Origin of the sequence: Enterococcus sp. NBRC 3427 (assembly GCF_007996925.1) — a bacterium.
Classification (GTDB): domain Bacteria; phylum Bacillota; class Bacilli; order Lactobacillales; family Enterococcaceae; genus Enterococcus_B; species Enterococcus_B lactis.
On the sequence record NZ_BJLL01000024.1, the window covers coordinates 1 to 26,979 of the forward strand.

22 protein-coding genes, 2 tRNA genes, 1 pseudogene and 1 other annotated feature are annotated in these 26,979 nt (G+C 38.1%); of the genes and pseudogenes, 19 read left to right on the forward strand and 6 right to left on the reverse strand.

What is annotated here, in order from left to right:
- Positions 1–126: 126 nt before the first annotated feature.
- Positions 127–501 (forward strand): iron-sulfur cluster biosynthesis family protein, encoded by a 375-nt coding sequence (locus ESP02_RS06985; RefSeq protein WP_002335491.1) that lies wholly within the window; start codon positions 127–129, stop codon positions 499–501.
- 121 nt (positions 502–622) lie between these two features.
- Here the strand turns inward: ESP02_RS06985 and ESP02_RS13490 are convergent.
- Positions 623–1,007: pseudogene (locus ESP02_RS13490) on the reverse strand (alpha/beta fold hydrolase); the annotation flags it as partial.
- A 588-nt stretch (positions 1,008–1,595) separates the two neighbouring features.
- Positions 1,596–1,668: transfer RNA gene (locus ESP02_RS06995), tRNA-Thr, on the reverse strand.
- Positions 1,669–1,885: 217 nt separating this feature from the next.
- Here ESP02_RS06995 and ESP02_RS07000 point away from each other — a divergent pair.
- Positions 1,886–1,959: transfer RNA gene (locus ESP02_RS07000), tRNA-Asn, on the forward strand.
- 137 nt (positions 1,960–2,096) lie between these two features.
- Here the strand turns inward: ESP02_RS07000 and ESP02_RS13320 are convergent.
- Positions 2,097–2,261, reverse strand: a complete 165-nt coding sequence (locus ESP02_RS13320; RefSeq protein WP_002372850.1) for a hypothetical protein — start codon at positions 2,259–2,261, stop codon at positions 2,097–2,099.
- A gap of 295 nt (positions 2,262–2,556) precedes the next feature.
- On the opposite strand from ESP02_RS13320, the gene ESP02_RS07005 reads away from it, so the two are divergent.
- The 3 genes from ESP02_RS07005 (at position 2,557) to ESP02_RS07015 (ending at position 5,676) form a co-directional block, all read left to right on the forward strand.
- The gene (locus ESP02_RS07005; RefSeq protein ID WP_038399061.1) at positions 2,557–3,885 is read left to right on the forward strand and encodes an aminopeptidase C; all 1,329 of its coding nucleotides are present in this window, start codon (positions 2,557–2,559) and stop codon (positions 3,883–3,885) included.
- 204 nt (positions 3,886–4,089) lie between these two features.
- Positions 4,090–4,923, forward strand: a complete 834-nt coding sequence (locus ESP02_RS07010) for a fructosamine kinase family protein (protein ID WP_010733322.1) — start codon at positions 4,090–4,092, stop codon at positions 4,921–4,923.
- A gap of 15 nt (positions 4,924–4,938) precedes the next feature.
- A complete protein-coding gene (locus ESP02_RS07015) occupies positions 4,939–5,676 on the forward strand; it encodes an acyl-ACP thioesterase domain-containing protein (RefSeq protein ID WP_010733323.1) in 738 nt (245 codons plus the stop codon).
- A gap of 154 nt (positions 5,677–5,830) precedes the next feature.
- Here the strand turns inward: ESP02_RS07015 and ESP02_RS07020 are convergent, their stop codons facing one another.
- A complete protein-coding gene (locus ESP02_RS07020; RefSeq protein WP_002372844.1) occupies positions 5,831–6,799 on the reverse strand; it encodes an asparaginase in 969 nt (322 codons plus the stop codon).
- Positions 6,800–7,029: 230 nt separating this feature from the next.
- Here ESP02_RS07020 and ESP02_RS07025 point away from each other — a divergent pair, with 230 nt between their 5' ends.
- The 12 genes from ESP02_RS07025 to ESP02_RS07080 all read left to right on the forward strand — a co-directional run bounded on the left by ESP02_RS07025 (position 7,030) and on the right by ESP02_RS07080 (position 20,923).
- Positions 7,030–7,863: a DUF72 domain-containing protein gene (locus tag ESP02_RS07025; RefSeq protein ID WP_002372832.1), complete on the forward strand. Its 834-nt coding sequence runs from the start codon at positions 7,030–7,032 to the stop codon at positions 7,861–7,863.
- Positions 7,864–7,896: 33 nt separating this feature from the next.
- A complete protein-coding gene (locus ESP02_RS07030; RefSeq protein WP_025478308.1) occupies positions 7,897–8,736 on the forward strand; it encodes a Cof-type HAD-IIB family hydrolase in 840 nt (279 codons plus the stop codon).
- A gap of 25 nt (positions 8,737–8,761) precedes the next feature.
- Entirely contained in the window at positions 8,762–9,322 is a 561-nt protein-coding gene (locus tag ESP02_RS07035) for a haloacid dehalogenase (RefSeq protein ID WP_002372829.1), read from the forward strand.
- Between the two features lie 199 nt (positions 9,323–9,521).
- Positions 9,522–11,243: a septation ring formation regulator EzrA gene (locus ESP02_RS07040; RefSeq protein WP_073994778.1), complete on the forward strand. Its 1,722-nt coding sequence runs from the start codon at positions 9,522–9,524 to the stop codon at positions 11,241–11,243.
- Between the two features lie 165 nt (positions 11,244–11,408).
- A complete protein-coding gene (locus ESP02_RS07045; protein ID WP_025478307.1) occupies positions 11,409–12,551 on the forward strand; it encodes a cysteine desulfurase family protein in 1,143 nt (380 codons plus the stop codon).
- A gap of 15 nt (positions 12,552–12,566) precedes the next feature.
- Positions 12,567–13,778: a tRNA uracil 4-sulfurtransferase ThiI gene (thiI, locus tag ESP02_RS07050; protein ID WP_002310213.1), complete on the forward strand. Its 1,212-nt coding sequence runs from the start codon at positions 12,567–12,569 to the stop codon at positions 13,776–13,778.
- 209 nt (positions 13,779–13,987) lie between these two features.
- Positions 13,988–14,635 carry a redox-sensing transcriptional repressor Rex gene (locus ESP02_RS07055; RefSeq protein WP_002287954.1) on the forward strand — a complete coding sequence of 216 codons (648 nt, stop codon included), beginning with the start codon at positions 13,988–13,990 and terminating at the stop codon, positions 14,633–14,635.
- A gap of 128 nt (positions 14,636–14,763) precedes the next feature.
- Positions 14,764–14,980 (forward strand) — a binding site (T-box leader).
- 47 nt (positions 14,981–15,027) lie between these two features.
- On the forward strand, positions 15,028–17,673 hold the full coding sequence (locus ESP02_RS07060) for a valine--tRNA ligase (protein ID WP_002372824.1): 2,646 nt from the start codon (positions 15,028–15,030) through the stop codon (positions 17,671–17,673).
- A 196-nt stretch (positions 17,674–17,869) separates the two neighbouring features.
- Positions 17,870–19,183 carry a folylpolyglutamate synthase/dihydrofolate synthase family protein gene (locus ESP02_RS07065; protein ID WP_025478306.1) on the forward strand — a complete coding sequence of 438 codons (1,314 nt, stop codon included), beginning with the start codon at positions 17,870–17,872 and terminating at the stop codon, positions 19,181–19,183.
- Positions 19,173–19,826, forward strand: a complete 654-nt coding sequence (locus ESP02_RS07070; protein ID WP_002372812.1) for an HAD family phosphatase — start codon at positions 19,173–19,175, stop codon at positions 19,824–19,826. Before ESP02_RS07065 ends, ESP02_RS07070 begins: the two co-directional genes overlap by 11 nt.
- Before the next feature lie 54 nt (positions 19,827–19,880).
- Positions 19,881–20,573 (forward strand): DNA repair protein RadC, encoded by a 693-nt coding sequence (gene radC / locus ESP02_RS07075; protein ID WP_025478305.1) that lies wholly within the window; start codon positions 19,881–19,883, stop codon positions 20,571–20,573.
- 149 nt (positions 20,574–20,722) lie between these two features.
- Complete coding sequence (locus tag ESP02_RS07080; RefSeq protein ID WP_002294067.1) at positions 20,723–20,923, forward strand: cold-shock protein; 201 nt, start codon at positions 20,723–20,725, stop codon at positions 20,921–20,923.
- A 257-nt stretch (positions 20,924–21,180) separates the two neighbouring features.
- Here ESP02_RS07080 and rnjA read toward each other — a convergent pair whose 3' ends face one another.
- Together rnjA and ESP02_RS07090 are read right to left on the reverse strand one after the other, a co-directional pair.
- On the reverse strand, positions 21,181–22,860 hold the full coding sequence (rnjA, locus tag ESP02_RS07085; RefSeq protein WP_002310218.1) for a ribonuclease J1: 1,680 nt from the start codon (positions 22,858–22,860) through the stop codon (positions 21,181–21,183).
- Between the two features lies 1 nt (position 22,861).
- On the reverse strand, positions 22,862–23,074 hold the full coding sequence (locus ESP02_RS07090) for a DNA-directed RNA polymerase subunit epsilon (RefSeq protein WP_002287947.1): 213 nt from the start codon (positions 23,072–23,074) through the stop codon (positions 22,862–22,864).
- A 392-nt stretch (positions 23,075–23,466) separates the two neighbouring features.
- Between ESP02_RS07090 and efrA the strand changes: the two genes are divergently transcribed.
- Positions 23,467–25,197, forward strand: coding sequence for a multidrug efflux ABC transporter subunit EfrA (efrA, locus tag ESP02_RS07095; RefSeq protein ID WP_010733332.1), 1,731 nt, complete (start codon positions 23,467–23,469; stop codon positions 25,195–25,197).
- A complete protein-coding gene (gene efrB / locus ESP02_RS07100; protein ID WP_002335505.1) occupies positions 25,194–26,954 on the forward strand; it encodes a multidrug efflux ABC transporter subunit EfrB in 1,761 nt (586 codons plus the stop codon). Before efrA ends, efrB begins: the two co-directional genes overlap by 4 nt.
- Positions 26,955–26,979: the final 25 nt, after the last annotated feature.

Genomic DNA, 26,979 nt, shown 5'->3' on the forward strand with positions numbered 1-26,979 from the left:
TAAAAGTAGATGTAAGAAATATCTTGTGATATTTCTTACATCTTTTTGTTTTGAGCAGAACTTTAGATAATTTTATTAATATATGCTAGCATGCTTTTGTAAGTAAAAGAAAGAGGGCGTTTGAATATGTATCTTAAAATTACGGATCAAGCACAAGAAAGATTACAAAAATATATTGATGAAGGCGCGACAATTATTTTAGATTTAGATGATGGCGTGGGCGAATATTCTAAAATGGGTGTTTGCTCTTTAGATACTAGTTTCCGTTTACTTCTTCTTGATAAAGAACAAGGAAAAAATGATTATAAACTCCAATTAGATAGTGATATTGGGGAAGTTTATATCAAAGATTATTCAAAAATGTACATGGATGAACACATGACCCTTTCTTTAGATCCACGTCTAGGTGTATTTACTCTTGAAAGTCCAAGTGGTTCTTTAGACAGTCATGTACAATTAGTCGATCTACGACCAGAAAAATTCTCTGGCATGAAACAATAATTTTCTCTTCATTGATTCATGATCCATAAAACTAGTCACAATCGAGCTACATTGAAAAACAAGACAACATTCTTAACTTGGTAAATAAAAAAGACAACACATTGTGTCGTCTTTTTTTTGATTAGCTATTTTCGACAAATGATCGCATAGCTTGTGCCATTATTTCTGGCTTTTCTTTATTCAATTCCTGTTTTCCGTTTTCGATAAACAGGAGACGGCTATTAGCTGAAACTTTCTATAACCGTTTTGCTCCAGGTATGTTTGCATAATCTTTTGTACCGCATAAAATCAATTTAGGAAGTCGTGATGTACGAAGCTGTTTTTTGCAATCTAATGTTTTAAGTGAACGAAGTAGATTTAGACAAACCTAATTTTTTAAACATTTTAAAAGGTACGCAGTAAAAATAAACATTCTGGAAAATAAGCAATAAGCGATTAGGAGATTCAAATTGTGGATCAGTTAAATCGATGGAGTACTCGAGGGCACTTAAACATCCATAAAGCAAGTAGCCCCGCTATCGATTGTCAACAGGGTCACTTACTTTAATGTGATTGCATTAATTTGGAAAATAAATGAACTTTCACTCTACTACGATGGTCATCCTGAAAGAATTATCAACCATCGGAAGATCTAACATTTCCTTTCCCAAACCAAATTGATACACAACAAACTCATAACTTCCTAGATCGCTTGGCGCTTTGAAAGAAATCTTTCTATTTTGTGGAGTAATTTTATTGGATTTAGAATCTTTCGATAACCGAATAGGCAAGTTAGAAAGACCATTTAGTTCAATTTGCTTATCTCCTAATAAGACAACAAGGACGTATTCCTATAATCCCTCAATACTTGGACCAACTAAGAAGTTTAATTCAACCATTTCTCCTATTGATACATTCAAATAAGGACTTGGATTATTTATTAACTCACTTTTAGAATCTGTAACATTTAATCCATATTAAAGTATTCGCAGATTAACTGAAAAAGTCGTTTTTTCTTTATTTAAAATAAAAACAGTTTTGTGGTATTTTCGTGGCATAAAATAAAAAAACAGCGCAGACACATTGTTAAACCAACATGTTGCACTGTTTAAGGAAGCCACTTGCCGGGCTTGAACCGGCGACCTCTTCCTTACCATGGAAGCGCTCTACCAGCTGAGCTAAAGCGGCATTATCATTAATACAAATAATAGGATAACGAATATTAATGTATTTGTCAATATATTTTTTTATCAAAAAAATGTGTTTTTGTACTAATGAAACAATTCTCAGAAAAAAGTAAAAATAACAAAAAATGCTAACGGTTTCTTCGAGAATATAGTAAAAAAAATTCATAAAAAGTATTGCGTTATTTGAAAGAAATTGATATTATATTCATGTACTTGATTCCGGCATAGCTCAGTTGGTAGTAGCGCATGACTGTTAATCATGATGTCGTAGGTTCGAGTCCTACTGCCGGAGTAAATAAAGCTTATGAAAAGAAAAAGAAATCCAATCACTTGGGTTTCTTTTTCTTTTATTATGATGATGAATCAAGCTTTCTGTTTTTGTCACGTATGTTATAATCTTTACGAAAGAGTAGAGTTGGCTACTCATAATCAACCATACTTCCCATCATCGCTAAATACGAAATAAATCAGCATTCCTACACCGATCAAAGCACAAGCTGCACCAAGAAAAGGGATGACATTCCCAAAGTTATCTGTATTCATAAGTATGCCACCACCCACAAACAAAAAGCCACCAGCAACCAGGTTTTTCATTTAATACATTCTCCTTTCTTACGTTATAGTATTTCCTTCTTTCAATGAGTATTTTGAAAGCTATCTTATTGTATGATGTTCTTCTAGACCTTTTCTTTATTATACAGTCCATTTTCGTTATCTCATAGAAATATTCCTTTTTATCTGAAAATTATTGTATACCGTATGATATTTTTCTTCATGAAGTTGTAAGTATATTCTCATTCAAATGAAAATCTCATCATAAAAGAGATTGTATTTCTAAATTCTTAAGAGTAAAATACGAAGTGTAACTTGGATTTGGAAGGATGATTGGATGAAAGCTATTACACCGGATATGACAACAAAATTTGACAAACAGTTTCAAGCAAATAACAAACAGCAGGCATTGCAGCGGGCTGTCGTGAAGAACGGGATTACTGCTTCTGCTGAAAATATTTCAGCACATGTGGCGAATACACCAGTATTTTCTATTGATCTAGCTACAGGAAAAGTGGCTAATCAGATGCAATCGGGCCGTTGCTGGATGTTTGCTGCATTGAATACGTTCCGTCACAAAATGCTGAATCAATTCCATTTAAAAGAGTTTGAATTATCACAAAATTACACTTTTTTCTGGGATAAATATGAAAAGGCAAATTACTTCTATGAAAACATCATTGCAACTGGAAAAGAGGCTATTGATAGCCGAAAAGTTGCTTTCTTGCTAACTACTCCTCAACAAGATGGCGGTCAATGGGATATGATCGTTTCATTATTCCAAAAATACGGTGTTGTGCCTAAATCGGTAATGCCGGAAAGTGCGAATAGTTCAAATTCTCGAGATTTGAATAACTACTTGAACAAACTACTGCGTAAAGATGCAGTTGTGTTACGCGAAATGGTTGCTCAAGGAGAAACATTAGACGCTATTGAAGGAAAAAAAGAAGAAATGCTAGAAAGTATTTATAACTTCTTAGCCATCTCATTAGGAACACCTCCAAAAGAATTCGATTTTGAGTACCGCGATGAAGAACAGAACTATCATCTTGACCGAGGACTGACACCACAAATTTTTTATGATAAATACATCGGTGTAAAATTAGATGATTATGTTAGTGTGATCAATGCACCAACAAAAGACAAACCATTCAATCGTTCTTATACAGTAGAGATGCTAGGGAATGTCGTTGGCGGGAAAGAAGTTAAATACCTAAATGTTGATATGGAAAATTTCAAAAAATTAGCGATTGCTCAGCTTGAACAAGGAGAATCTGTATGGTTTGGTTGTGATGTAGGACAATCTTCTACTAGAACCAGTGGCATCATGACCTTAGATGCTTATTCGATGGATGATCTATTCGATACAGACTTCACAATGACTAAGGCTGAACGTTTGGATTTTGGTGAAAGTTTGATGACCCATGCGATGGTATTGACTGGCGTTGATTTAGTGGACGGACAATCAACAAAATGGAAAGTCGAAAACAGCTGGGGCGAAAAAGTTGGAAAGAACGGTTTCTTCGTTATGAGTGATGCCTGGATGGACGAATATACGTACCAAATCGTTGTAAGAAAAGATTTGTTGACGAAAGAGCAACTAAATGCGTTTAATGAAGAACCAATTGTGTTATCTCCATGGGACCCAATGGGTGCTTTAGCATAGGTAAATAGTTCAATAAAGAGTATGCTATAGATAAAAAAGAGCTGGCTTAAGTCAGCTCTTTTTTATCTATAAAGTCCATCTCCTGATTTTTATGGTCCCTGTGCTATAATTCTAAATAAAGGGATGAGGATTGGAAATAATCCTTTTATCATGAAACAAGTATGATGACAAAATAGAATAAAATTGGGAGCAGGGGGAAAAGTCATGGATATCCAAACTGTTTTATCTGATCTGAAACTAAATGGTAAAGTGATTCCAGTTGTTGGCGGCGATGTTAATCAAACTTATCGTATAAAAACAGAGCAGCGTGCTTATTTTTTGAAAATCCATCCGAATGTAAAAAAAGATTTTTTTGAAGCAGAAGTAGACGGGTTAAAAGAGCTAGCTGCATTCGTACGTGTACCAGATACGTACATGCTGGGTGAAACAAGTGAAGGCGCTTATTTGTTAATGGAATGGATCGAGCCGGGAAAAGGAGATCAACGAGATCTTGCTGCAGCTTTAGCTAACCTCCATCAGCAAACAGCGCCACAATTTGGTTTTCGAAAAGATAACTATCTAGGTACACTTATTCAGAAAAATTCTTTTGAAGAAGATTGGTGGATTTTTTTCTTTAAAAATCGGCTTGAAGCCCAGATTTCTTTAGCAGAAGAAACGAATCGTTGGAATGTACAGCGGCAAGAAAAGTATCTGCAATTTAAAGAACGAGTATTGAAATCGGTTGAACCCAAAAAGATCACTCCACGCCTCTTGCATGGAGACCTGTGGAGTGGTAATGTGTTCTTTGACCAGCAAGGACATCCAATTTTTGTCGATCCGGCTGTTTCTTATGGGAATCGGGAACAAGACATTGCAATGAGTCAGTTATTCGGCGGTTTCCGACCGGAATTTTTAGATGCCTATCAAACTATATTTCCATTAGAAGAGGGATGGGAAGATCGACTACCGATTTACCAGTTATATTATCTTTTGGCACATTTAAATATGTTTGGAGAAAGTTACGGTTCCCAAGTAGATCAATTACTAGAAAGTTTTTAAGAGGAGGGCGTGTTTTTGGCAAAGAAATATACCAAAAAGCATGAAGTTTCATATTATGAGTGTGACATCAATCAAACGATGACATTTCCTTCGATGTTAGGAGTAGTTATCAAAACATCTGAAGATCAAAGCGACCAGTTGGGAAGAGGCAGTGAATTCGTCAATAGCTTTGGACTGACTTGGGTCATCACGAATTATTCTATGGAGATTAATCGTCTGCCTAGAGTCGGTGAAGTAATTTCAGTAACGACTCAAGCCATGGAGTACAATAAGTTTTTTTGTTATCGGAACTTCTGGATCCATGATGAAGATGGGGAAGAATTAGTCAAAATAGAATCTGTTTTTGTATTGATGGATTTTGTGAATCGAAAAATGAGCAGTGTTAATGAAGAGATCATTGCTCCTTTTGAGAGTGAGAAAATCAAGAAAATCAAGCGTCAGGAAAAAATTGAAAAAATCGATTCGGGCTTCATGTTGCCATATCGTGTTCGTTTTTATGATATCGATAGTAATCAGCATGTTAATAATGCGATGTATTTTAATTGGATCATTGATGTATTGGGATATGACTTTTTGACTACGCATGTTCCAGAAAAAGTAATTATTCGATTTGATAAAGAAGTAGAGTACGGGAATGAGATCGAAAGCCATTTTGAACAAGTCCCAACCGAAAATGGTATCAAAACAAAACATGAAATCCGAATGCAAGAACAGCTGTATTGTGAAGCCAATATTATATGGAAAAATAAATAAAAAAGAGGTTGTGACAGAAGTAGTCAGCTTCAAGAAATAAGAAGAAATTTACGAAAATTGTTTCTCAAATTTTTGTAAAATTTCGGCTTAGTTTTCGAAGAAGCTACTTTTGTCACAGCCTCTCTTTTTAAGTTTAGCTATCAGATATTGATGGTTAGTTTTGGATAAACGAAATCATTTCTTCGCCCGTCAAACCATAGTTTACGGCAATCAATAGTTTTAAACGTGCTTTTTGACTATTGATGCTGTTGCAGAAAATAATCCCCATTTCTTCTAGTTCTTTTCCTCCGCCTTCATAATCATAAACAGGCTCTGCGATTCCATTGAAACAACGAGAAACAAGTACTACAGGGATTTTTTGGACAAGGAGCTTTTCTAAAGCTGCTAAGGCTTGAGGAGGGAGATTTCCGGCACCTAAAGCTTCAATGACTAGACCGTCTACTTTCGTATGGGCGATTGCTTCCAATAAGTCTCCTTGCATCCCAGCATATGCTTTAACAATTGGGATAGTCCCATTTACAGCGGAAATATCCAGCCGCTTTGTTTCTAAAAGTTCTTGTAAGAATAAGATTCGATTCTTAGTTACTAAACCGATTGGTCCCAATGTAGGCGTTCGGAAAGTAGCAACATTTGTGGTGTGGGTCTTTGTCACGTAGCGTGCAGAATGGATCTCATCGTTCATGACCACTAATACACCCTTATCTACCGCTTCATCACAGCTTGCGACGCGAATAGCACTTTCAAAATTATAGAGGCCGTCACTTCCAAGTTCGTTACTTGAACGCATTGCCCCAGTCAAAACAATTGGTAATTTGTCGCCAATCGTTGTATCAATAAAAAAGGCAGTTTCTTCTAATGTATCCGTACCATGTGTAATCACCACTCCGAATATACCTGATTCATAAGCGGACAAGATACGTTCTTTTAATACCAACATGTGAGAAGGCATGATGTGTGGTGAGGGAAGATTGAAGATATCTTCAACTAAGAGTTCCACATGCTCAGGTATCGTGATTTCTGCATCTAATAACGGGTTTGCCACATCAGGACTAACACCGCCAGTGAGCATGTTTTCTTTCATGGCGATCGTTCCGCCGGTGTGCAGTACAAGTATTTTTTTCATTTTACAGACTTCCTTACGAATAATTTTGCATAGCCGTTAAATCTTATTGTATACTATATAAAAGAGTTTTGCTATCAGTGAAGAATAACAATAGCCAGACTTATTATAAAAAAGCTGCCCTTACTTAAACGAAGAAGACTCGACCTTGACCTCTTAATGCACGGAGTATTTGGTTGAGTTTCTTTTACAAAAAAGCAGTCAAGGGAAAACAATTACGAAGGTGGTCGAAAATGATCAGAATCGGATTAACATCGTTTAAAGAACATGACAAATTAACTGGCAAAAAGAATAACACTCTGTATGAATATGCCGGATTTCTACCCTTAGTGGAATTAGATACTGCTTATTATGGGATTCCTCGAAAGTCCTCTGTTGAGAATTGGATAAACGAAGTACCTGAATCTTTTCGCTTTGTAGTCAAAGTCTATCAAGGGATCAGCGGTCAAGGAGATTGGAAGCCTTATTATCAGACAGAAGAAGAGATGATTACGCATTTTTTAGATGTCATGTCGCCAATGGTAGAAGCTGGAAAGCTTTTTTGCTTTTTAATTCAATTCCCCTCTTCATTCAAGTGTACAAAAGAAAATGTCCAATACTTGCGCAAACTTAGAAAGTGGTTTGAGGGTTATCCTGTTGCTGTAGAATTGCGGGACTATTCTTGGTATAGCGATGAATTTCTTGAACGTACGAGAAACTTTATGTCTCGAGCCGCTTTTTCTTTAGCCATCATCGATGAGCCGCAGCTGCTGAATACAACGATTCCCTTTGATTCATTTGTAACCAATCCGAACTTTGCTCTTTTTCGATTTCATGGCAGGAATGCTCAGGGATGGCAAGCAAATGATAAAGATTGGCGCAAAAAAAGAACATTGTATCGTTATTCAGAAAAAGAACTGCAAGAACTAGCACGTGAAGTCAAAGCAGTTGATTCTAAGACAAAAGAGGTAGGTGTGATTTTTAATAACAATTCTGGCGGGGATGCGGCTGAAAATGCATTAGCACTGCAAAAAATATTAAATATCAATCCGGATGGACTTAATCCAACTCAAATGGATCTGTTTTAAAGGCTTATTTTATTCATGAAAGGGGCGAAGTCTATGATCAAAGCTATTTTTTTTGATATTGACGGAACATTGGTCACCAATCGTTCAAAAGCATTGGAATCAACAAAACAAGCAATTAATTATGCTCGGAAAAACGGCATTTTATGCGGTGTAGCAACGGGTCGCAGCCCAATAAAGATCAAAGAAATCATTGATGAATTGGAATTAGATATGTATGTCGTGTATAATGGTCAACTGGTTTTTACTGCAGATCGAACGATTATCGACCACCCTTTTGAACAAAAAGTATTGGAACATATTGTTGAATTTGCAGATGGGAACCATCGACAAATCGTTTTTGGTGCGAGAAATCGGCTAGATGGATCAACGACGATGCTATTAGGACAATCGATTTTTATCAAGCGGCTAGTCAGCTTTTTACCGCGTAAATTCCCGGTACGTCTGATGAAAAAAATCCTCCAGCTTTTTAGCCCTCACCGGCAAAAGGACCGTTATGAAACATTAGAGATATTAAAAGAACCAATTTACCAATGTATACTGCTTAGTCCGGAGTCAGAACAGAAAAAGTTAGAACATCTATTTCCCGAGTGTACCTTCCAACGTTCAAATACGTATACTGTAGATATTATCCCAAAAGGTGGTTCAAAATTGCTAGGCATCCAAGCTTTCGCAAATGCTGTCGGAATTGAGATGGAAGAAATCATGGCATTCGGCGACCATTACAATGATATCGAGATGCTGAAAGGTGTAGGTATTGGAGTGGCCATGGGAAATGCTCAGAACGAAGTAAAACATGCCGCAGATTTTGTGACCCAATCAAATGAAGAAGATGGCATATACGAAGGACTGAAACACTTTGGTCTGATTTATTAGTCAATGAAAGAAGGAAAACATTAGTATGGAATCAGAGACACCTTTTCAAAAAGTAGAAGCATTTCACAAAATTTTTGATCCAAGAAGACCAGAAATCCCCACAGCTTTTACTGCGATGGAGGCTCATACACGTGCTGCATTCAAAATAGAAGAACTTGTTGAATTTGTTGCAGCTACCTCACCAAGTAAAGAACAACTACATGAAGCTGTTACTCTGCTACACGAAGCATTAGATAAAGCAGAAGAAAAAATGCTTGATAAAACAGAGTGGGGAAGTGATCCACTGATTGAACAAGTAGATGCACTGACAGATATCCTTTACTTTACTTATGGTTCTTTTTCATTATTGGGAATAGCGCCTGATCGAATATTTGATATCGTCCATCAGGCAAATATGGGAAAATTGTTTCCAGATGGAAAACCTCATTATGATCCTGTAACAAATAAAGTATTGAAACCTGAGAACTGGCAGATGGAGTACGCGCCAGAGCCTAAAATCGCGGCAGAAATCCAACGACAGATTCAAGAAGCTCTTGCTGGGAAAAGCTCTGCCGATAAGAGTGCACGCACAAACGAAACAGAGTGATCAGTACTTCACTATTTTTGTTATCTTTATACGATGGAAAAACAAAAGATTTTCGTTTAAGTTAGTGAATGCATGAAAATAGTATGCTATAATCTAGAATAGATGTCTTTTGCACGAGAGACGTATTATTTGGATTTATGCCAAGCAGAACGCCATCTGTTGCATAAAAAGATGCATACTGAAAACGGAGGAACCATAAATGGGAAATAATGTTATCATCGGAATCGTCATTGCAATCATTATAGTCGCCATTGTCGTCTTTTTGGTTAGTTACTTGATGAAGAAAAAAAACCAAGATCGATTGGATGCCTTAGAAAAACGCAAGGAAGAATTATTTGACTTGCCAGTGATTGAAGAAGTCGATGATGTTAAAAAAATGCATCTGGTTGGGCAAAGCCAAAATACCTTTCGTGAATGGAGTCAAAAGTGGAATGACATATCTACTTCCTCATTCGCTGAATTAGAAAGTCAAATTTTTGAAGTGGAAAACCTCAATGAAAGTTTTCGGTTCTTAAAAGGAAAAAAAGCAGTTGTTGAAGCAGAAGCAACAATGGACCAAATGGAGAAACAAGTAACGGAAATCCGTGAAGGTCTGAAGGAATTGCGAGAAACGGAAGAACGCAACTCATTAGCTGTCCAGCAGGCGCTTGATGTCTATGAAGAACTGAAAGAAAAAGTCAGAGAAGACGAGCATGAATATGGACCAGCTCTTTTTGAATTGCAAAAACAGATCAAGATGATCGAAAAAGAATTTACGCAATTCGTGACTTTAAATACTTCCGGCGATCCTGTAGAGGCCCGCGAGGTTTTAGATAAAGCAGAAAAACATACGTATGAAGTGGAAGCTCTGATGAAAAAAATTCCACCACTGTATGAAGATCTCCATACGACTTTCCCTGAACAACTTGAAGAAATCAGTGATACTTATGAGAAATTAATGGAAGAACAATATGTATTCCCTGAAGAAGATCTTGCTGAAGATATCGCAAAAGTAAGTCGAAGAATTGAAAATTCATTAGCCAATCTTGAAAAAACAGAAGTTGAAACGGTCGAATTCGAAAACCGAGAAACAGCTGATTTGATTGATTCGCTATATGACATCTTAGAACGGGAAATGGAAGCTCAGAGATATGTAAAAACTAACCAATCAACGATTGCAGAGTATATCAAACATGCAACGAAGAATAACCGTCAATTATTGATTGAGTTGGATCACACCGCTCAAAGCTATACATTGAATCACAATGAAATTGGTCGTGTACGAGGTTTCCAAACTGAAGTGGAAGAAATGGAACGTCAAAATGAACAGATGATTCCGCAGATCCGCCAACACGAAATCCCTTATTCAGAAGTGCGTACGTTCTATAAAACAGTCTTCAAGGTCTTAGAAGATATCGAAACGCAACAAGTAGAGATCGACGACTCATTACATGAATTGAGAAAAGGCGAAAAAGAAGCGCAAGAAAAGATCGATACATTCGAATTTAAATTGCGTAGTTTGAAACGTTTTGTAGAGAAACAACGTTTGCCTGGCTTGCCGAATGATTACCTAGAATTCTTTTTTGTTGCTACTGATCGTATTGAAGAACTAAGTGTTGTCTTGAATAAAATTCGAGTAAACATGGAGGAAGTCAATCGTTTAGTTGCTCTATGCGAAGAAGATCTAGAATTATTAGATAAGAAGACACATGATCTAGTAGATGCAGCAGCACTAACGGAGCAAATGCTCCAATATGCAAACCGTTATCGTCATACACACGAAGAAGTGCGAGAAGCGATTGATAAAAGTTACTATTTATTCAATAAAGAATATCATTATCAAGAAGCATTAGACGAAATTGGTACAGCATTAGAGAGAGTAGAACCAGGTGCTTTCAAACGCATCGAAGATTTTTATTTTAATCATCCAGACTTAGTATAAAGCAAAAAAGCAGTAATCATGCAAGAACAAGACAATCATCCGTCTTGTTCTTGTCTTTTTTTATGTCTATCCGAAGGACGAAACAAGTGAAAATTCCACCTGCTCTTGAAAGCACCTTGGACAACCGTTATAATAGAAAAGAATTTCAAAAAAGAGGGGTTTCTTATGATATATTTTGATAACAGTGCAACGACCCCAATCTTTCCGCAAAGCTTAGATGCATATGTAAAAACCAGTCAGCGGATTATTGGGAATCCATCAAGTCTTCATGATTTGGGCAATCAAGCTAATTGGTTGTTGCAGCAAGCAAGAAAGCAGATCGCTGATTTGATCCATGCAGAACCAGAAGAAATCTTTTTTACTTCAGGAGGAACAGAAGGAGATAACTGGGTATTAAAAGGAACGATGATTGAAAAAAGAGAGTATGGGAATCATATGATCATTTCAGGAATCGAACATCCGGCAGTCAGTGAGACGGCCGAACAATTAAAAGAATTAGGAATCGAAGTAAGTATCGCCCCAGTAGATAAACGCGGATTTGTACGTGTTGACGAATTGAAAAAATTAATAAGAAAAGAGACAGTTTTGGTCTCTGTTATGGCTGTGAATAATGAAGTAGGATCGATTCAGCCCATCCAAGAAATCAGTGATCTTTTGGATGATTTCCCTAAAATTCATTTCCATGTAGACGCTGTTCAGGCAATCGGAAAAGTACCATTCTCGCAATGGTTGACAGGGAGAGTGGATTTTGCAACATTTTCAGCCCATAAATTCCATGGTCCACGGGGAACGGGTTTCATTTATTGGAAAAAGGGTCGTCGTTTAGCACCATTACTGACAGGTGGAGGACAGGAAAGAAATCAACGAAGTGGGACAGAAAATGTTCCAGGTATTGTGGCTATGGCTAAAGCTTTACGTTTATCATTAGAGATAAAGAAACAAAAACCTGAGCAGATACAACGCTTAAAAGAAGCTTTGATCAATGCGTTGAAGTCGTATGATAAAGTGACGATCTTTTCAGAAGGAACCGACTATGCGCCGCATATTTTATGTTTTGCTCTAAAAGGAATTCGTGGTGAAGTTCTCGTCCATGCTTTAGAGGAAAAGCAAATATTTGTTTCTACTACTAGTGCCTGCTCCTCACGTAAACATATGGCAAGCAGTACATTGCACGCGATGCATGTACCAAATGATTTGGCTACATCTGCTATTCGAATCAGCCTAGATGAAAATAACTCATTAGCAGAAGTGGAACAATTTATGATTATTTTCAAGCAGCTTTATAAGAAATTTTCTGCAATCAATTAAAAGAGGAGTGTTCTTGTGAAATACAGTGAAATTATGGTCCGTTATGGAGAGCTTTCGACAAAAGGAAAGAATCGAAAAAGCTTTATCATGCAACTAGCACAAAATGTCAGACAAGCTTTGAAAGAATTTCCAGAAATCAAAATCCATGCTGATCGCGACCGGATGCATCTTTTGTTAAATGGTGCAGACAGTCAGCTAGTTATTCCAAAACTAGCAAAAATATTTGGGATCCAAAATTTTTCTCCGAGTATTCGGGTAGAAAAAGATGTCGAAGTTTTGAAACAAGCTGTTCAAGACATCATGAAAGAAATTTATACAGGGAAAGAAACATTTAAAATTATCGCTAAAAGAAGCGATCACCAATTTGAATTGACAAGTAATGAATTGAATCAAACATTAGGCAATGCTGTTTTTGATATTTTCCCTCATATCCAAGTTCAAATGCGTCAGCCCGATATTCCATTACGTGTAGAGATTCGTCGTGACGGTGCTTATCTGTCGTATGAAACGATTAAAGGAGCTGGCGGGTTGCCTGTAGGAACAAGCGGAAAGGGAATGCTTATGCTTTCTGGCGGGATTGATTCTCCTGTGGCAGGATATTTTGCAATGAAGCGGGGAGTGGAAATCGAAGCTGTTCATTTTGCTAGTCCGCCGTATACAAGTGAACAAGCACTGCAAAAAGCAAAAGACTTAACAGCGAAACTAGCGCCTTATGTAGGAACAATCCATTTTATTGAAGTGCCATTTACCGAGATTCAAGAAGAAATCAAAAAATCAGTGCCACAAGGATATTGGATGACGATCACTCGTCGAATGATGTTGCGGTTGACCGATGAAATTCGCCGTATTCGTCATGGTCTAGTTATTTTGAATGGCGAATCATTAGGTCAAGTGGCTTCACAAACCTTGCAAAGTATGGTGGCTATCAATGAAGTAACGAATACGCCAATCATTCGGCCTGTAGCGACAATGGATAAACTTGAAATCATTGAAGTAGCAGAACAGATCGATACATTTAATCTTTCTATCCAGCCTTTTGAAGACTGCTGTACGATTTTTGCTCCTCCACAGCCAAAAACACGCCCTCAACTGGAAAAGGTCCATCAATATGAAGAGCGTTTAGCAATAGATGAAATGATCCAACGAGCATTAGCTGGCTTGAAGATGGAAGAGATACAAGCAGAATCTTCTAATGAAAAAACTGAAGAATTTTCAGAATTGCTATAAGAGGTTGTGAAATCAGTGTTTTGAACTAATGTCGAAGATTAGCTAATAAATGATAAAAAAGAGAATTTTCCATGAAATAGCGACCCAAATAGTTAATTTTTGGGTCGTTTTATTTGTCTCACACTCTTTTCCTTCCTACCTGTAACCTTGCTCCCGGGTTAGAAACATGTTACACTAAATATGTGAAATTATTAACAAGGAGCGTCGTTATGCGAGAAAAAACAGATACACTGCCAAAAGCAACTGCGAAAAGGTTACCTTTATATTTACGCTACTTAAAGATGCTGGATGACTCAGGCATAAGTAGAATCAAATCAAATGAGTTCAGCGAAATCACCCAAATTCCTTCTGCAACGATCCGCAGAGACTTCTCGCAATTAGGCGAGCTAGGCAGAAGCGGATATGGCTATGATGTCCCTTTCCTTATCGATGTATTCAATAATATCCTTAATACTAAAGAAGAAAAACGAATCGCATTAGTCGGATACGGAAATCTTGGCAAAGCATTGAAACACAACAATTTTAGAAGAAATGAAAATCTAAATATCGTGTGCGTCTTTGATAATGATCCAGCACTGATCAATCGAGTCATTGATGGAGAAATGATCTATCCGATTGATCGTTTCGCGGAGATAGCCAAAGCAAAAAATGTGACAGTAGCAATCTCTACGGTACCAAGTAAATATTCACAATCTGCTATTGATGAAATTGTCAAAGGAAATGTAACCGCTATACTTAATTTTGCACCTGACCGAGTAACTGTCCCAGCTTATGTCAATGTTCAATACATTGATTTGACAACCGAGTTACAGACGCTTATTTACTTTGATGAGAATTACTCAGAAGTTTTTTCTTAGGAAAATTTGAGTAGGCTTATTGTTCTTGCGAGGATCCGTCGTCATTCTTTCAAAAATTTTTTAATACTAAATGAAGTGGTTTTTTCACGACCACTTGTTGACTAAAAAAAAAAACCATTGTAGAATGAAGCATAACGCTGAACAAGAGGAGTAACTGGCACATTCATTCTTAGAGAGAGAACTATCTGCTGAAAGGTTCTCAATGACAACCAGTGAAGGTAGCTTGGGAGTTTCTGTCTTGAATGGAGTAGAGATAGACGAGTCGTGATCGTTAACTCACTTGAGAGGCAATAATGATTGATTATTGCAATTTAGGTGGTACCGCGTAAATCATACGTCCTAAAATACGAAAGTATTTTAGGACGTTTTTTAGTTTAAAGGAGGAAAACAGCATGACGGAAGAAAATAACCTATCAACAAAATATAACCCGCAAGAAGTTGAAGCTGGACGTTATCAGCATTGGTTAGAACAAGATTTGTTTAAACCGAGCGGAGATAAAAAAGCAAAACCTTATTCAATCGTGATCCCACCCCCAAATGTTACCGGAAAACTTCATTTAGGGCATGCTTGGGATACGACCTTGCAAGATATGCTGATTCGTCAAAAGAGAATGCAAGGATATGATACTTTATGGTTGCCTGGTATGGACCATGCAGGAATCGCGACACAAGCAAAGGTAGAAGCAAAGCTCAGAGAGCAAGGAATTTCTCGCTATGATCTAGGTCGTGAAAAGTTCATCGATCAAGTGTGGGAATGGAAAGAAGAGTATGCAAACCATATCCGTGAACAGTGGGCTAAAATGGGCTTATCTTTAGATTACAGCAGAGAACGTTTTACATTAGATGACGGATTATCTGAAGCAGTACGTAAAGTTTTTGTTACCTTATATGAAAAAGAGTTGATCTATCGCGGTGAATACATCATCAATTGGGACCCTCAAGCACGAACAGCTCTATCTGATATCGAAGTTATTCATAAAGACATCGAAGGCGCCTTTTACCATATGAGCTATGAACTGGCAGATGGATCAGGCGTAGTAGAAATTGCGACGACCCGGCCAGAAACGATGTTGGGAGATACGGCGATTGCTGTTCACCCAGAAGACGAGCGTTATCAAGCGCTGATCGGCAAAAAAGTGATTCTACCTTTAGTCAATAAAGAAATCCCAATCATTGCAGATGAATATGTAGATATGGAGTTTGGGACAGGTGTAGTAAAAATCACTCCAGCACATGATCCAAACGACTTTGAGGTAGGTAATCGTCATGATCTCCCACGAGTGAATGTGATGGATGATGATGGCACGATGAATGAACTAGCAGGAAAATATGCTGGAATGGATCGTTTCGCTGCCCGTAAAGCAATCGTGCAAGATCTAAAAGAAATCGGCCGATTGATCAAAATCGATACAATGGTCCATAGTGTGGGACATTCCGAGCGGACAGGTGTCGTTGTCGAACCTCGATTGTCTACTCAATGGTTTGTAAAAATGGCGCCGTTAGCAAAAAAAGCCATTGATAACCAAGAAACAGATCAAGCAGTGGAATTCTTCCCTCCAAGGTTCAATCAAACATTTTTACGTTGGATGGAAAATGTCCATGACTGGGTAATTTCACGACAATTATGGTGGGGACATCAAATCCCTGCATGGTATCACAAAGAAACAGGCGAAATGTATGTAGGGATGGAAGCACCAGCTGATAGTGAAAACTGGGTCCAAGATCCGGATGTTTTAGACACTTGGTTTAGTTCAGCATTGTGGCCTTTTTCAACGATGGGCTGGCCAGACACGGAAAGCGAAGATTATAAGCGGTACTTCCCTACTAGCACCTTAGTAACTGGTTATGACATCATTTTCTTCTGGGTAAGCCGAATGATCTTCCAAAGTTTGGAATTTACTGGCGAACGACCATTTGAGAATGTCTTGATTCACGGATTGATTCGTGACGAACAAGGGCGGAAGATGAGTAAATCATTAGGTAATGGGATCGATCCGATGGAAGTAATCGAAAAGTATGGAGCAGATGCTCTTCGTTGGTTCTTATCGAATGGTTCTGCCCCAGGGCAAGATGTTCGCTTCAGCTATGAAAAAATGGATGCTTCATGGAACTTTATCAATAAAATCTGGAATGCTTCACGTTTCGTTATCATGAATATCGAAGGAATGACCGTAGAAGAGATCGATTTATCTGGAGAAAAATCAGTGGCTGACCGATGGATCCTTACTCGTTTGAATGAAACGATCGCACGTGTAACTGAATTATTTGATCGTTTTGAATTTGGTGAAGCCGGTAGACAACTGTATAACTTTATCTGGGATGATTTTTGTGACTGGTATATCGAAATGAGCAAAGAAGTACTTTATGGAGATGATGCTGTTTCAAAACAAACAACACGTAGTATCCTAGTCCATACCTTGGATCAGATTTTGCGTTTGTTGCATCCAATCATGCCATTCGTCACAGAAGAAATATGGGAACATATTCCTCATCAAGGAAATTCTCTAGTAGTAGCAGAATATCCTGTGGTACGTCCAGAGTTTGACGATGAAACTGCTTCTAAAGGAATGGAAGTATTGAAGGAATTGATTCGAGCAGTTCGAAACATTCGTTCAGAAGTGAATACACCATTGTCTAAACCAATTACGTTATTAATCAAAACAAACGATGCTAAAATCGATCAATTTTTAGTTGAAAATACAAGCTACATCGAACGCTTCTGTAATCCAGAAGAGTTGACGATATCAAGTGAGATCACTGCACCAGATCTAGCGATGTCAGCTGTTCTGACAGGTGCAGAAATCTTCTTGCCGTTAGCAGGATTGATCAATATCGAAGAGGAAATCAAACGATTAGAAAAAGAACTGGAAAAATGGACAAGCGAAGTGAAACGTGTCCAAGGAAAACTTTCTAATGAACGGTTTGTTTCTAATGCGCCGGAAGAAGTAGTAGAGGCAGAACGTGCAAAAGAAAAAGATTATTTAGAGAAGCAAACGGCTGTCAAAGAACGAATCGAAAGTTTGCGTACTATTCAATAAAAGCGGGGAACACCACTTATTCCGAATAAGGGGATGTGACATGATTATTGTCGCATCCTCTTTTTTAGTCTACTCTGATTACTTAGAAAAAAGAGCGATTTATCATGTATCTGGAGCAGATTTTTCTCTCTATCGTCCTTTTATTTTTCTTATGTCTTCTATTTGTTATAATAAAAGAGAAATGGGGGAATTGTTGATGACGATTGAAGAAGCAATAGAATGGATCCATAGTCGATTACCATTTGGTTCACGTCCTGGTCTTGACCGAGTCGAAGCTTTATTAGAAGTGGTAGGTCATCCGGAGAGGAAAGTAAAAACGATCCATATCGCTGGAACAAACGGAAAAGGGTCTACTGTAGCCTATTTGAGAAGCCTATTAGAAGAAGCTGGTCTGATAGTTGGAACGTTTACTTCACCTTATATCGAAACGTTCAATGAACGGATTGCAATCAATGGAAAAAGTATCCCAGACAATGACTTGATCCAGCTTGTAAAAAAATATCAGCCGCTGATCAAACAACTTGATCAATTTGAAGCAGTAGCTGGTATCACTGAATTTGAGACATTAACAGCAATGGCATTTGATTATTTTTTGATGAAGAAAGTTGACGTAGCGATTATTGAAGTTGGTTTAGGTGGCTTATTGGATTCTACCAATGTAGCTGTACCGATGCTAACTGGAATAACAACGATTGGGCTTGATCATACCGAGATACTTGGAGAGACGATTGAAGAAATCGCTGCGCAAAAAGCAGGAATCATCAAACAAGGCGTTCCTGTTGTCACAGGAAACATCGGCCCAGAAGCTTTTAATGTCATCAAACAAACAGCTAAAGAAAAAAATGCGACGCTTTATGTATACGGGGAAAATTATAAAATAAACTATCTGCATCCTGATGAGACTTGGGGAGAAGTATTTGAATTCTTTAATGAAGCAGGGAAAATCCCTCAACTAACCACGCCGCTTTTAGGGCAACATCAAGCTGAAAATGCAGGAGTAGCCATCGAATTGTATTTTGTTTACTGTCAATTGGAAAAGCTGCCTTTCCGAGAAAAAGATGTTTTGAAGGGGTTGAAGAAATCTCGATGGCCAGGAAGAATGGAGCGTTTGAGTAACGAGCCATTAGTTGTTTTAGATGGTGCCCATAATACGCATGCAATGAACCGGCTTGTTGAGAATTTGAAAAAAGAATTCAAAGGATATCAAATCAACATTTTGTTTTCCGCCTTACGAACTAAAAATGTTAGAGAAATGCTAGAACGATTGCAGCAAGTACCAAATGTCCATATTTATTTGACGACCTTTGAACATCCAAAAGCCATCGAATTAAGTGAAGTATCAGATTTAGCAAGTGAGAGAGTATCAATCGTTTCATTGTGGCAATTCGGATTAGCAGATATATTGGAAAAGATGACAAATGAAGATGTATTAGTTGTGACCGGTTCGCTTTATTTCATTTCAGAAGTTCGTCATTTATTAATACAATTAGGAGGAGACCATGAAGTATAATGCAGTGATTTTTGATATGGATGGTTTATTGTTTGACACAGAGTTAGTATATTACGAGGCTTCACAAGTAGTAGCAGATAGGATGGGTTTTCCTTATGATAAAGACCTGTATTTAAAATTCTTAGGTGTTTCCGATGAAGAAGTGTGGGCGAATTATCATATGATTTTTGCGGAATTCGGCAAAACAAGCGTACAAAGATTCATAGATGATTCATACCAGGAAACGCTTGAGCGCTTTTCACAAGGAGCTGTACAAATGAAGCCAGGAGTGTTGGAACTCCTCTCTTTTTTAGAAGAACATCAGATTCCCAAAGTTGTCGCTTCCAGTAACCAACGAGCTGTCATTGAACTTTTATTGAAGAAGAACAATCTGTTTGAACGATTTGAGACGATTGTTTCCGCAGAGAATGTTCAACGAGCAAAACCAGATCCGGAAATTTTTTTATTAGCCAATCAGAAATTAGGTACAGCTAAGAAAGAAACATTGATTTTAGAAGATTCGCAAAATGGTATTTTAGCAGCTTCTGCGGCTGAGATCCCTGTAGTCATGGTGCCAGATTTGCTTCCGCCTTCCCAAGAATTGATCAAAAAAACGGCTGGGGTCGTTTCTTCTTTGCATGAAATCCCTGCATTGATAAAATAAAAATCCATCTCTTTTCGTATCTTATTTTAGAAAAGATAGAAAGGAGATGTTTTTTTGGAAAAACGATTGATCAAAGAAGTACCAACTAGCTCTTTACCAAGGGAACGTATGGAAATTTATGGAGCTGAAGCTTTATCGGATCAGGAGCTTTTAGCAATTTTACTGCGTACTGGTCAGCACCCTCATAGTGTGATGTCGATTGCTGGCAATCTGTTAAAAACGTTTGGTGGATTGGCTTCTTTACGACAGGCGACTTTGCATGAGTTAGAAGAGATTCGAGGGATAGGACGTGTGAAAGCAATCGAAATCAAAGCCTTGATCGAGTTAGGCCGCCGCATTCAGACGGACCAAGAAAGAGCAGCTCCGGCCATTCATACTAGCTATGAACTGGCACAACAATTGATTCTGGAAATGAAAGATCACAAACAGGAACATTTGATTTGTATTTATTTGGACACGAAGAATCAAGTGATCTTAAAAAAGACAGTGTTCATCGGTTCGCTGAATCAGTCAGTCGCTCATCCTAGAGAAATATTTCATTATGCTGTACGTTATTGCGCGGCAAGAATCGTTTTAGCACATAATCATCCTTCTGGTAATGTTATTCCATCACAACAGGATATGAATTTTACTAAAAGGATACAAAAGTGCGGAGAAATGATGGGCATCACTGTACTGGATCATTTGATCATCGGACGTAAACGATATTTTAGTTTGAGAGAAGAAGGATTAATGGAAGAGAAGTAAGTTGCTTTCTTGCAAAAAAAATGAAGCAAGTGTACAATTATATTGTAATTTTGTTTGGGAATAGAAGTTGAAACATCTGTTGCACCTCTATCGTACACGAGCAATGTTACAATTTAAATAAGTGCTTTTGGCACGAGGAGGATATTATTATGGAAAACGGAACAGTAAAATGGTTCAACGCTGAAAAAGGATTTGGATTTATCTCACGTGAAGATGGAAGCGACGTATTCGTTCACTTCTCTGCTATCCAAGGTGACGGATTCAAAACATTAGAAGAAGGTCAAGCAGTGACTTTCGACGTTGAAGAATCAGACCGTGGCCCACAAGCTGCAAACGTTGTAAAAGCTTAATTTTATCTGTAAATCAAATTGATGGTAAGCATCAATTTTTACGAGAGAACAAAGCGAGTAACAAAAATACCTGCCACAAGAGGAAATTTCTCTTGTGGCAGGTATTTTTTGTATGAAAAAGTAAATAAATTTTAAGAGGTTGTGAAAAAGCTGCCCAGTATCAATCAATAAGAACAGCCAAATAAAAACAACTTGTCCTGTTTTCCGTTTGGTTTCTCTTATACTCAGGTCAGAGCACTAATTTCACAATCTCTTACTTATTCTTCATCTGGTGTCATGACCATCGGTAAAATCATTGGATGTCTTTCTGTACGTTCGAATAAGAATGGCTGAAGCGCGCCAGTCATCGCTTCTTTCAATTTATATTCTGAACAGTCAGGTCCATTTAAACATTCTCTTAAAGCATGGAATAAGATTCGCTGAGCTTCATTGATCATTTCTCCTGATTCTCGCATGTAAACAAATCCACGAGAGAGAATATCTGGACCAGCCAAGATTTCTTTTTTCTTGATATCTACTGTTGCAACAGCTAATACAAGACCTTCTTCTGAAAGCAGGTGACGGTCACGTAAAACGACATTACCGATATCGCCGATCCCGCTACCATCGATATATACATCTCCAGCCACAAAATGCCCAGCAGGACGTGCAGAATCGCTAGTTAACGCTAAAACATCGCCATTTTCCATGATGAAGCAGTTTTCTGCAGGAACACCTACATCTTGTGCTAGAGAAGCATGGACTTTCAGCATGCGGAATTCTCCATGGACAGGGATAAAATATTTTGGTTTCATCAAGCGAAGCATCAATTTTTGTTCTTCTTGTCCACCGTGACCGGAAGTATGGATGTTATTGATTTTTCCATGGATTACTTCTGCGCCAGCTTCAGACAGCAAGTTGATCAAATGATTGACACTTGTTGTATTACCAGGGATAGGTGAACTTGAAAAGATCACTGTATCGTCTGGCTGGATTTGGATTTGACGGTGGGTACCATTTGCAATACGGCTCAAAGCGGCCATCGCTTCCCCTTGAGAACCTGTACATAGGATCATCGTTTCGTTAGCAGGCAAGCGATTGATTTCATGTGCATCTACAAATGTGCCGTCTGGAACTTTGATATATCCTAAACGTTGGCCATTGACAATGGCATTTTCCATGCTACGTCCGAAAACAGCGATTTTACGACCAGTCGCCACAGCGGCATCTGCTGCTTGCTGCAAACGGAAGATATTAGAAGCAAAGCTGGCAAAAATAATACGACCTTCGATTTTTGAAAAGATCTTCAAGATAGAATGACCAATCGTTTTTTCTGATTTAGTAAATGTTGGAATCTCAGCATTTGTACTATCAGATAAAAGGCACAAGACACCTTCTTCCCCGATACGAGCCATTTTATGCAAGTTTGCTGGTTCGCCAACGGGAGTGAAATCAAACTTGAAGTCTCCAGTCGCTACGATATTACCAGAAGGTGTTTTCACCACGATTCCTAATGCGTCTGGGATACTATGAGTCGTTCTGAAAAAGCTGACAGAAGTTTTTCTAAAACGAATGATCGTATCTTCATTGATTTCATGAAGCTCTGCCTCTCGAAGTAAGCCATGCTCATCTAATTTGTTCGTGATCAACGCTAATGCGAGAGGACCAGCATAGATAGGAATATTTGCTTGTTTTAGCAAGTAGGGTATTCCGCCGATGTGGTCTTCATGTCCGTGAGTAATCACTAGGGCTTTTACTTTGTGCAAGTTTTGTATGATGTAGCTGTAGTCGGGAATGACATAGTCAATTCCAAGTAGATCGTCTTCCGGGAACTTGATCCCGGCATCAATCAAAATGATTTCATCTTGGAATTGTACCCCATACGTATTTTTCCCGATTTCACCTAATCCACCAATAGCAAAGACGCCGGTCTCATTATTTTTGATGGAAAGTTTCATATTAAAACTCCACTAATGAGAAATCAGCATTTTCTTTTTCGTATTCTAGATGACTTCCTTCTAGAAGTTGAACGAATTCAATATTGTATGGGGTATTTTCTTCCACACGTTGGCGAGCGTCTACATCGCTTTTTGCCTCAATGTAAAGAGATTTTGTTTCTTCCCGTTTAGGGTTACGTACTTTTGTTTCTTGATAATAAACTTTATAGATCATTGTTTTGTCTCCTTTATCTGCGTAAAGCAGTGATTTAGCTAGTTGATTTTTTTAGACAACACAAAACGAGGGGACAAGCCACCTAGTTTTTCATATGCTTTGACTAGAATACTGGATTCGAGTCAAAGAGACAAGCCTCGTTTTTGCTCATCTGTTCGGATATTTTTTCAACCGTACCTTCTGTATAAAAAATATACAACAATTAATTGTTATTCTAGCATAAAACAGCAAATAAGTATAGAAATCAACTAGATTGAAAGAAAAAATCAACGTTTATCATTTTACTATAATCATAATGACTTTTTTATGAGAGAAGTGTTCTATTAATAGGTTCGTTGTGCTATCATTTTTAGTAATGAAAATGTAACAAAAGATTAAAAGGAGATGAGAAAGTGAAACTAATGTGGCATTATACCATGCGTTATAAGAAATTCTTGTTTTTCAATTTCATATGCGTATTCGGTTTTATTTTGATTGAATTAGGACTTCCTACGATTTTAGCACGTATGATTGATGTAGGAATCCGCAATGATGATTTTGATTATGTGAAACAGCAAGGGATATTTATGATCGTTATTACCGTAATCGGTATTATTTTGAATATCTTGTTAGGTTATTTTGGTTCGAGGATCACGACCAATATCGTAGCAGATATTCGAGATGACTTGTTCGAAAAGATCCAAAGCTATTCGCATCAGGAGTACGAAAATTTAGGCGTATCTTCCTTGATCACTCGTACAACAAATGATGCTTATCAGATCATGTTGTTCCTGCAAAATATTTTACGTATTGGTTTCATGGCGCCGATGATGTTCGTTGTCAGTTTGTACATGGTCATGCGTACAAGTGTGACACTCAGTTTGTATGTAGTAGGCGCATTGCCTTTGCTATTATTGGCGGTCGTAGCGATTGCTAAGGTGTCTGAGCCGTTATCTAAAAAACAACAAAAAAACTTAGATAAAATCAATAGTATCTTGCGGGAAAACCTTTCAGGATTGCGTGTGATTCGTGCCTTCGTCAATGAAAAGTTTGAAGAAAAACGCTTTGCTGTAGTCAATGAGAATTATGCTGCTAGTTCGAAAAGCTTGTTCCGTTTGATGGCTGTTGCACAACCAGGCTTTTATTTCTTGTTTAATATCGTGATGGTATTAATCATTTGGAGCGGGGCAGTGCAAATCGATGCTGGCGAACTTCGAGTAGGAGATTTGATTGCATTTATCGAGTATATATTCCATGCCTTATTCTCATTCATGTTATTTGCCAGTGTGTTCATGATGTATCCAAGAGCAGCCGTTTCAGCTGGACGTATCCAAGAGGCACTAGATGCCAAACCTTCGATTGTAGAAGATCCAAATGGTATATCGGATACGAAGACTAAAGGGTATATCGAATTTCAAAATGTAACATTTGCTTATCCAGGCCATTCGCAAGAACCAGTGATTCGAAATGTCAGTTTTACAGCCTCTCCAGGAGAAACCGTTGCTTTTATTGGAAGTACCGGTAGCGGGAAATCTACGTTGATTCAATTGATTCCTCGCTTTTATGATGTGAGTGAAGGAAAGATCTTGATTGACGGAGTGGACGTAAGAGATTATCGGTTAAGCAAGTTGCGAGATAAGATTGGGTTTATTCCGCAAAAAGCGCTGCTATTTACTGGAACGATTGCAGATAATTTGAGATACGGGAAAGAAGATGCCACACAAGAAGAAATGGAACGTGCAGCTGAGATTGCTCAAGCTTCAGAATTCATTTCTCGAAAACCAGATGGATTTGACGAACATTTATCAGAAGGTGGTTCCAATTTTTCAGGCGGACAAAAACAACGATTGGCAATAGCCAGAGCCATCATACGCCGTCCGGAAATCTATATTTTTGATGACAGCTTTTCTGCATTAGATTATCAAACGGATGCGAAGTTACGTGCTCGTCTGAAAAAAGAAACAACAGAGTCTACTGTATTGATCGTAGCACAACGTGTGGGAACGATCATGCATGCAGATAAGATCATCGTATTAAATGAAGGAGAAGTCGTCGGCATGGGGACACATCGGGAGTTGTTGGAAAAATGCCCGATTTATTATGATATTGCCGCTTCTCAATTATCAAAGGAGGAATTAGCATGAAAAAAACCTTTTCTTCCTTAAAACGTTTAGCTCGATATATCAGACCGTATCGTGGGACTTTTCTCCTAGTGATCCTATTTACAGTTCTGACAGTGGCTTTCAACGTGGCTTTGCCATATGTTACAGGACTTCCTACTACAGAAATCAGCCGTAATATTGCCAATGGCGAATCAATCAATTTTTCTTATATATTCAAATGTCTTATTTGGATCACAGTGGTCGGAATAGGGTATTGTATTTCGCAATTGCTTTCTGGTGTTTTGATGACAAATGTCGTTCAAAGTGCCATGCATGATTTGCGAAGAGACATAGAAGAAAAAATCAATCGTCTTCCGGTTTCTTATTTCGATAAAAACCAGCAAGGAAATATTTTGTCTCGTGTGACGAATGATGTAGATGCAGTCAGCGGTGCTTTACAACAAGCTTTTATTGGTATCGTAAATGCGATATTGGGAATTACGTTGGCTGCAGCAATGATGTTTTATATCCAGCCGATGATGGCGCTGATCTCTATGATCATGATTCCAACATCGATCTGGATCTCCAAACGAGTGATCAATGCTTCGCAGAAATATTTTCAAAGCATGCAGAATTCGCTTGGTGAGCTAAACGGCTACGTTCAAGAAAATATGACAGGTTTCAGTGTATTGAAAGTATACGGACGCGAAAAAGAAACATTGGAAGGATTCAAAAAAGTAAATCACAGCTTGAAATACTTTGGGTTCCGCGCAGCGTTCATTTCTGGGTTGATGATGCCATTAGTTCAACTAACTGCCTATGCTACTTATATTGGTATGGCTGTTCTAGGAAGTTTCTATGTTATTACTGGAGCAATCGTTGTTGGTCAACTTCAGGCGTTCATCCAATATATTTGGCAAATCAGCCAGCCGATGGGGAACGTGACACAATTGTCTTCTGTTTTGCAAAGTGCATCAGCGGCAACAAAACGTGTATTCGAGATTTTAGATGAGCCAGAAGAAAAAGAAAACAAAGTAGATGTTTCACTGCCAGAAACGATTTTAGGAGATGTGACATTCGATCATGTCGATTTTGCGTATGATCCGAAGAAACCATTGATCCAAGATTTGAACTTTGAAGTGAAAGCAGGTCAAACCGTGGCTGTCGTCGGTCCGACTGGTGCCGGCAAGACGACCTTGATCAATCTATTGATGCGTTTTTACGACGTAGACAAAGGAGCTATCAGGATCGACGGGATTGATACCAAATCAATGAGCCGCAGTGATGTCCGTTCCTTGTTTGGTATGGTCTTACAAGATGCATGGCTCTATCAAGGAACGATTGCCGATAATATCCGTTTTGGAAAGCTTGATGCGACAGATTATGAAGTAGTAGATGCTGCAAAAACAGCAAACGTAGACCATTTTATCCGGACAATGCCAGATGGATATGAGATGGCCATAAATGCTGAGGGAGACAATGTGTCTTTAGGACAAAAACAGTTACTGACGATTGCCCGAGCAGTGGTTTCAGATCCTAAAATTTTGATTTTGGATGAAGCGACAAGTTCAGTAGACACTCGTTTAGAAGCGTTGATTCAAAAAGCGATGGATCGCGTGATGGAGGGGCGGACAAGTTTTGTCATTGCTCACCGTTTATCGACGATACGCGATGCAGATCTGATTCTAGTGATGGACCAAGGTCAGATCATTGAAAAAGGAACACATGAGAGTTTATTGGCACAAGGCGGATTTTATGAAAAACTGTATAACAGCCAATTTGCTGAGGAAGCAGGATAAAACAGTTTGAAACTTATTTTTTGTT

Bases quoted from the DNA above. Each gene is read 5' to 3' on its own strand.
- ESP02_RS06985 (WP_002335491.1), top strand. From the start codon at position 127: ATGTATCTTAAAATTACGGATCAAGCACAAGAAAGATTACAAAAATAT.
- ESP02_RS13320 (WP_002372850.1), bottom strand. From the start codon at position 2,261: ATGAAAAACCTGGTTGCTGGTGGCTTTTTGTTTGTGGGTGGTGGCATA.
- ESP02_RS07005 (WP_038399061.1), top strand. From the start codon at position 2,557: ATGAAAGCTATTACACCGGATATGACAACAAAATTTGACAAACAGTTT.
- ESP02_RS07010 (WP_010733322.1), top strand. From the start codon at position 4,090: ATGGATATCCAAACTGTTTTATCTGATCTGAAACTAAATGGTAAAGTG.
- ESP02_RS07020 (WP_002372844.1), bottom strand. From the start codon at position 6,799: ATGAAAAAAATACTTGTACTGCACACCGGCGGAACGATCGCCATGAAA.
- ESP02_RS07025 (WP_002372832.1), top strand. From the start codon at position 7,030: ATGATCAGAATCGGATTAACATCGTTTAAAGAACATGACAAATTAACT.
- ESP02_RS07030 (WP_025478308.1), top strand. From the start codon at position 7,897: ATGATCAAAGCTATTTTTTTTGATATTGACGGAACATTGGTCACCAAT.
- ESP02_RS07035 (WP_002372829.1), top strand. From the start codon at position 8,762: ATGGAATCAGAGACACCTTTTCAAAAAGTAGAAGCATTTCACAAAATT.
- ESP02_RS07040 (WP_073994778.1), top strand. From the start codon at position 9,522: ATGGGAAATAATGTTATCATCGGAATCGTCATTGCAATCATTATAGTC.
- ESP02_RS07045 (WP_025478307.1), top strand. From the start codon at position 11,409: ATGATATATTTTGATAACAGTGCAACGACCCCAATCTTTCCGCAAAGC.
- ESP02_RS07055 (WP_002287954.1), top strand. From the start codon at position 13,988: ATGCGAGAAAAAACAGATACACTGCCAAAAGCAACTGCGAAAAGGTTA.
- ESP02_RS07060 (WP_002372824.1), top strand. From the start codon at position 15,028: ATGACGGAAGAAAATAACCTATCAACAAAATATAACCCGCAAGAAGTT.
- ESP02_RS07065 (WP_025478306.1), top strand. From the start codon at position 17,870: ATGACGATTGAAGAAGCAATAGAATGGATCCATAGTCGATTACCATTT.
- ESP02_RS07070 (WP_002372812.1), top strand. From the start codon at position 19,173: ATGAAGTATAATGCAGTGATTTTTGATATGGATGGTTTATTGTTTGAC.
- ESP02_RS07080 (WP_002294067.1), top strand. From the start codon at position 20,723: ATGGAAAACGGAACAGTAAAATGGTTCAACGCTGAAAAAGGATTTGGA.
- rnjA (WP_002310218.1), bottom strand. From the start codon at position 22,860: ATGAAACTTTCCATCAAAAATAATGAGACCGGCGTCTTTGCTATTGGT.
- ESP02_RS07090 (WP_002287947.1), bottom strand. From the start codon at position 23,074: ATGATCTATAAAGTTTATTATCAAGAAACAAAAGTACGTAACCCTAAA.
- efrB (WP_002335505.1), top strand. From the start codon at position 25,194: ATGAAAAAAACCTTTTCTTCCTTAAAACGTTTAGCTCGATATATCAGA.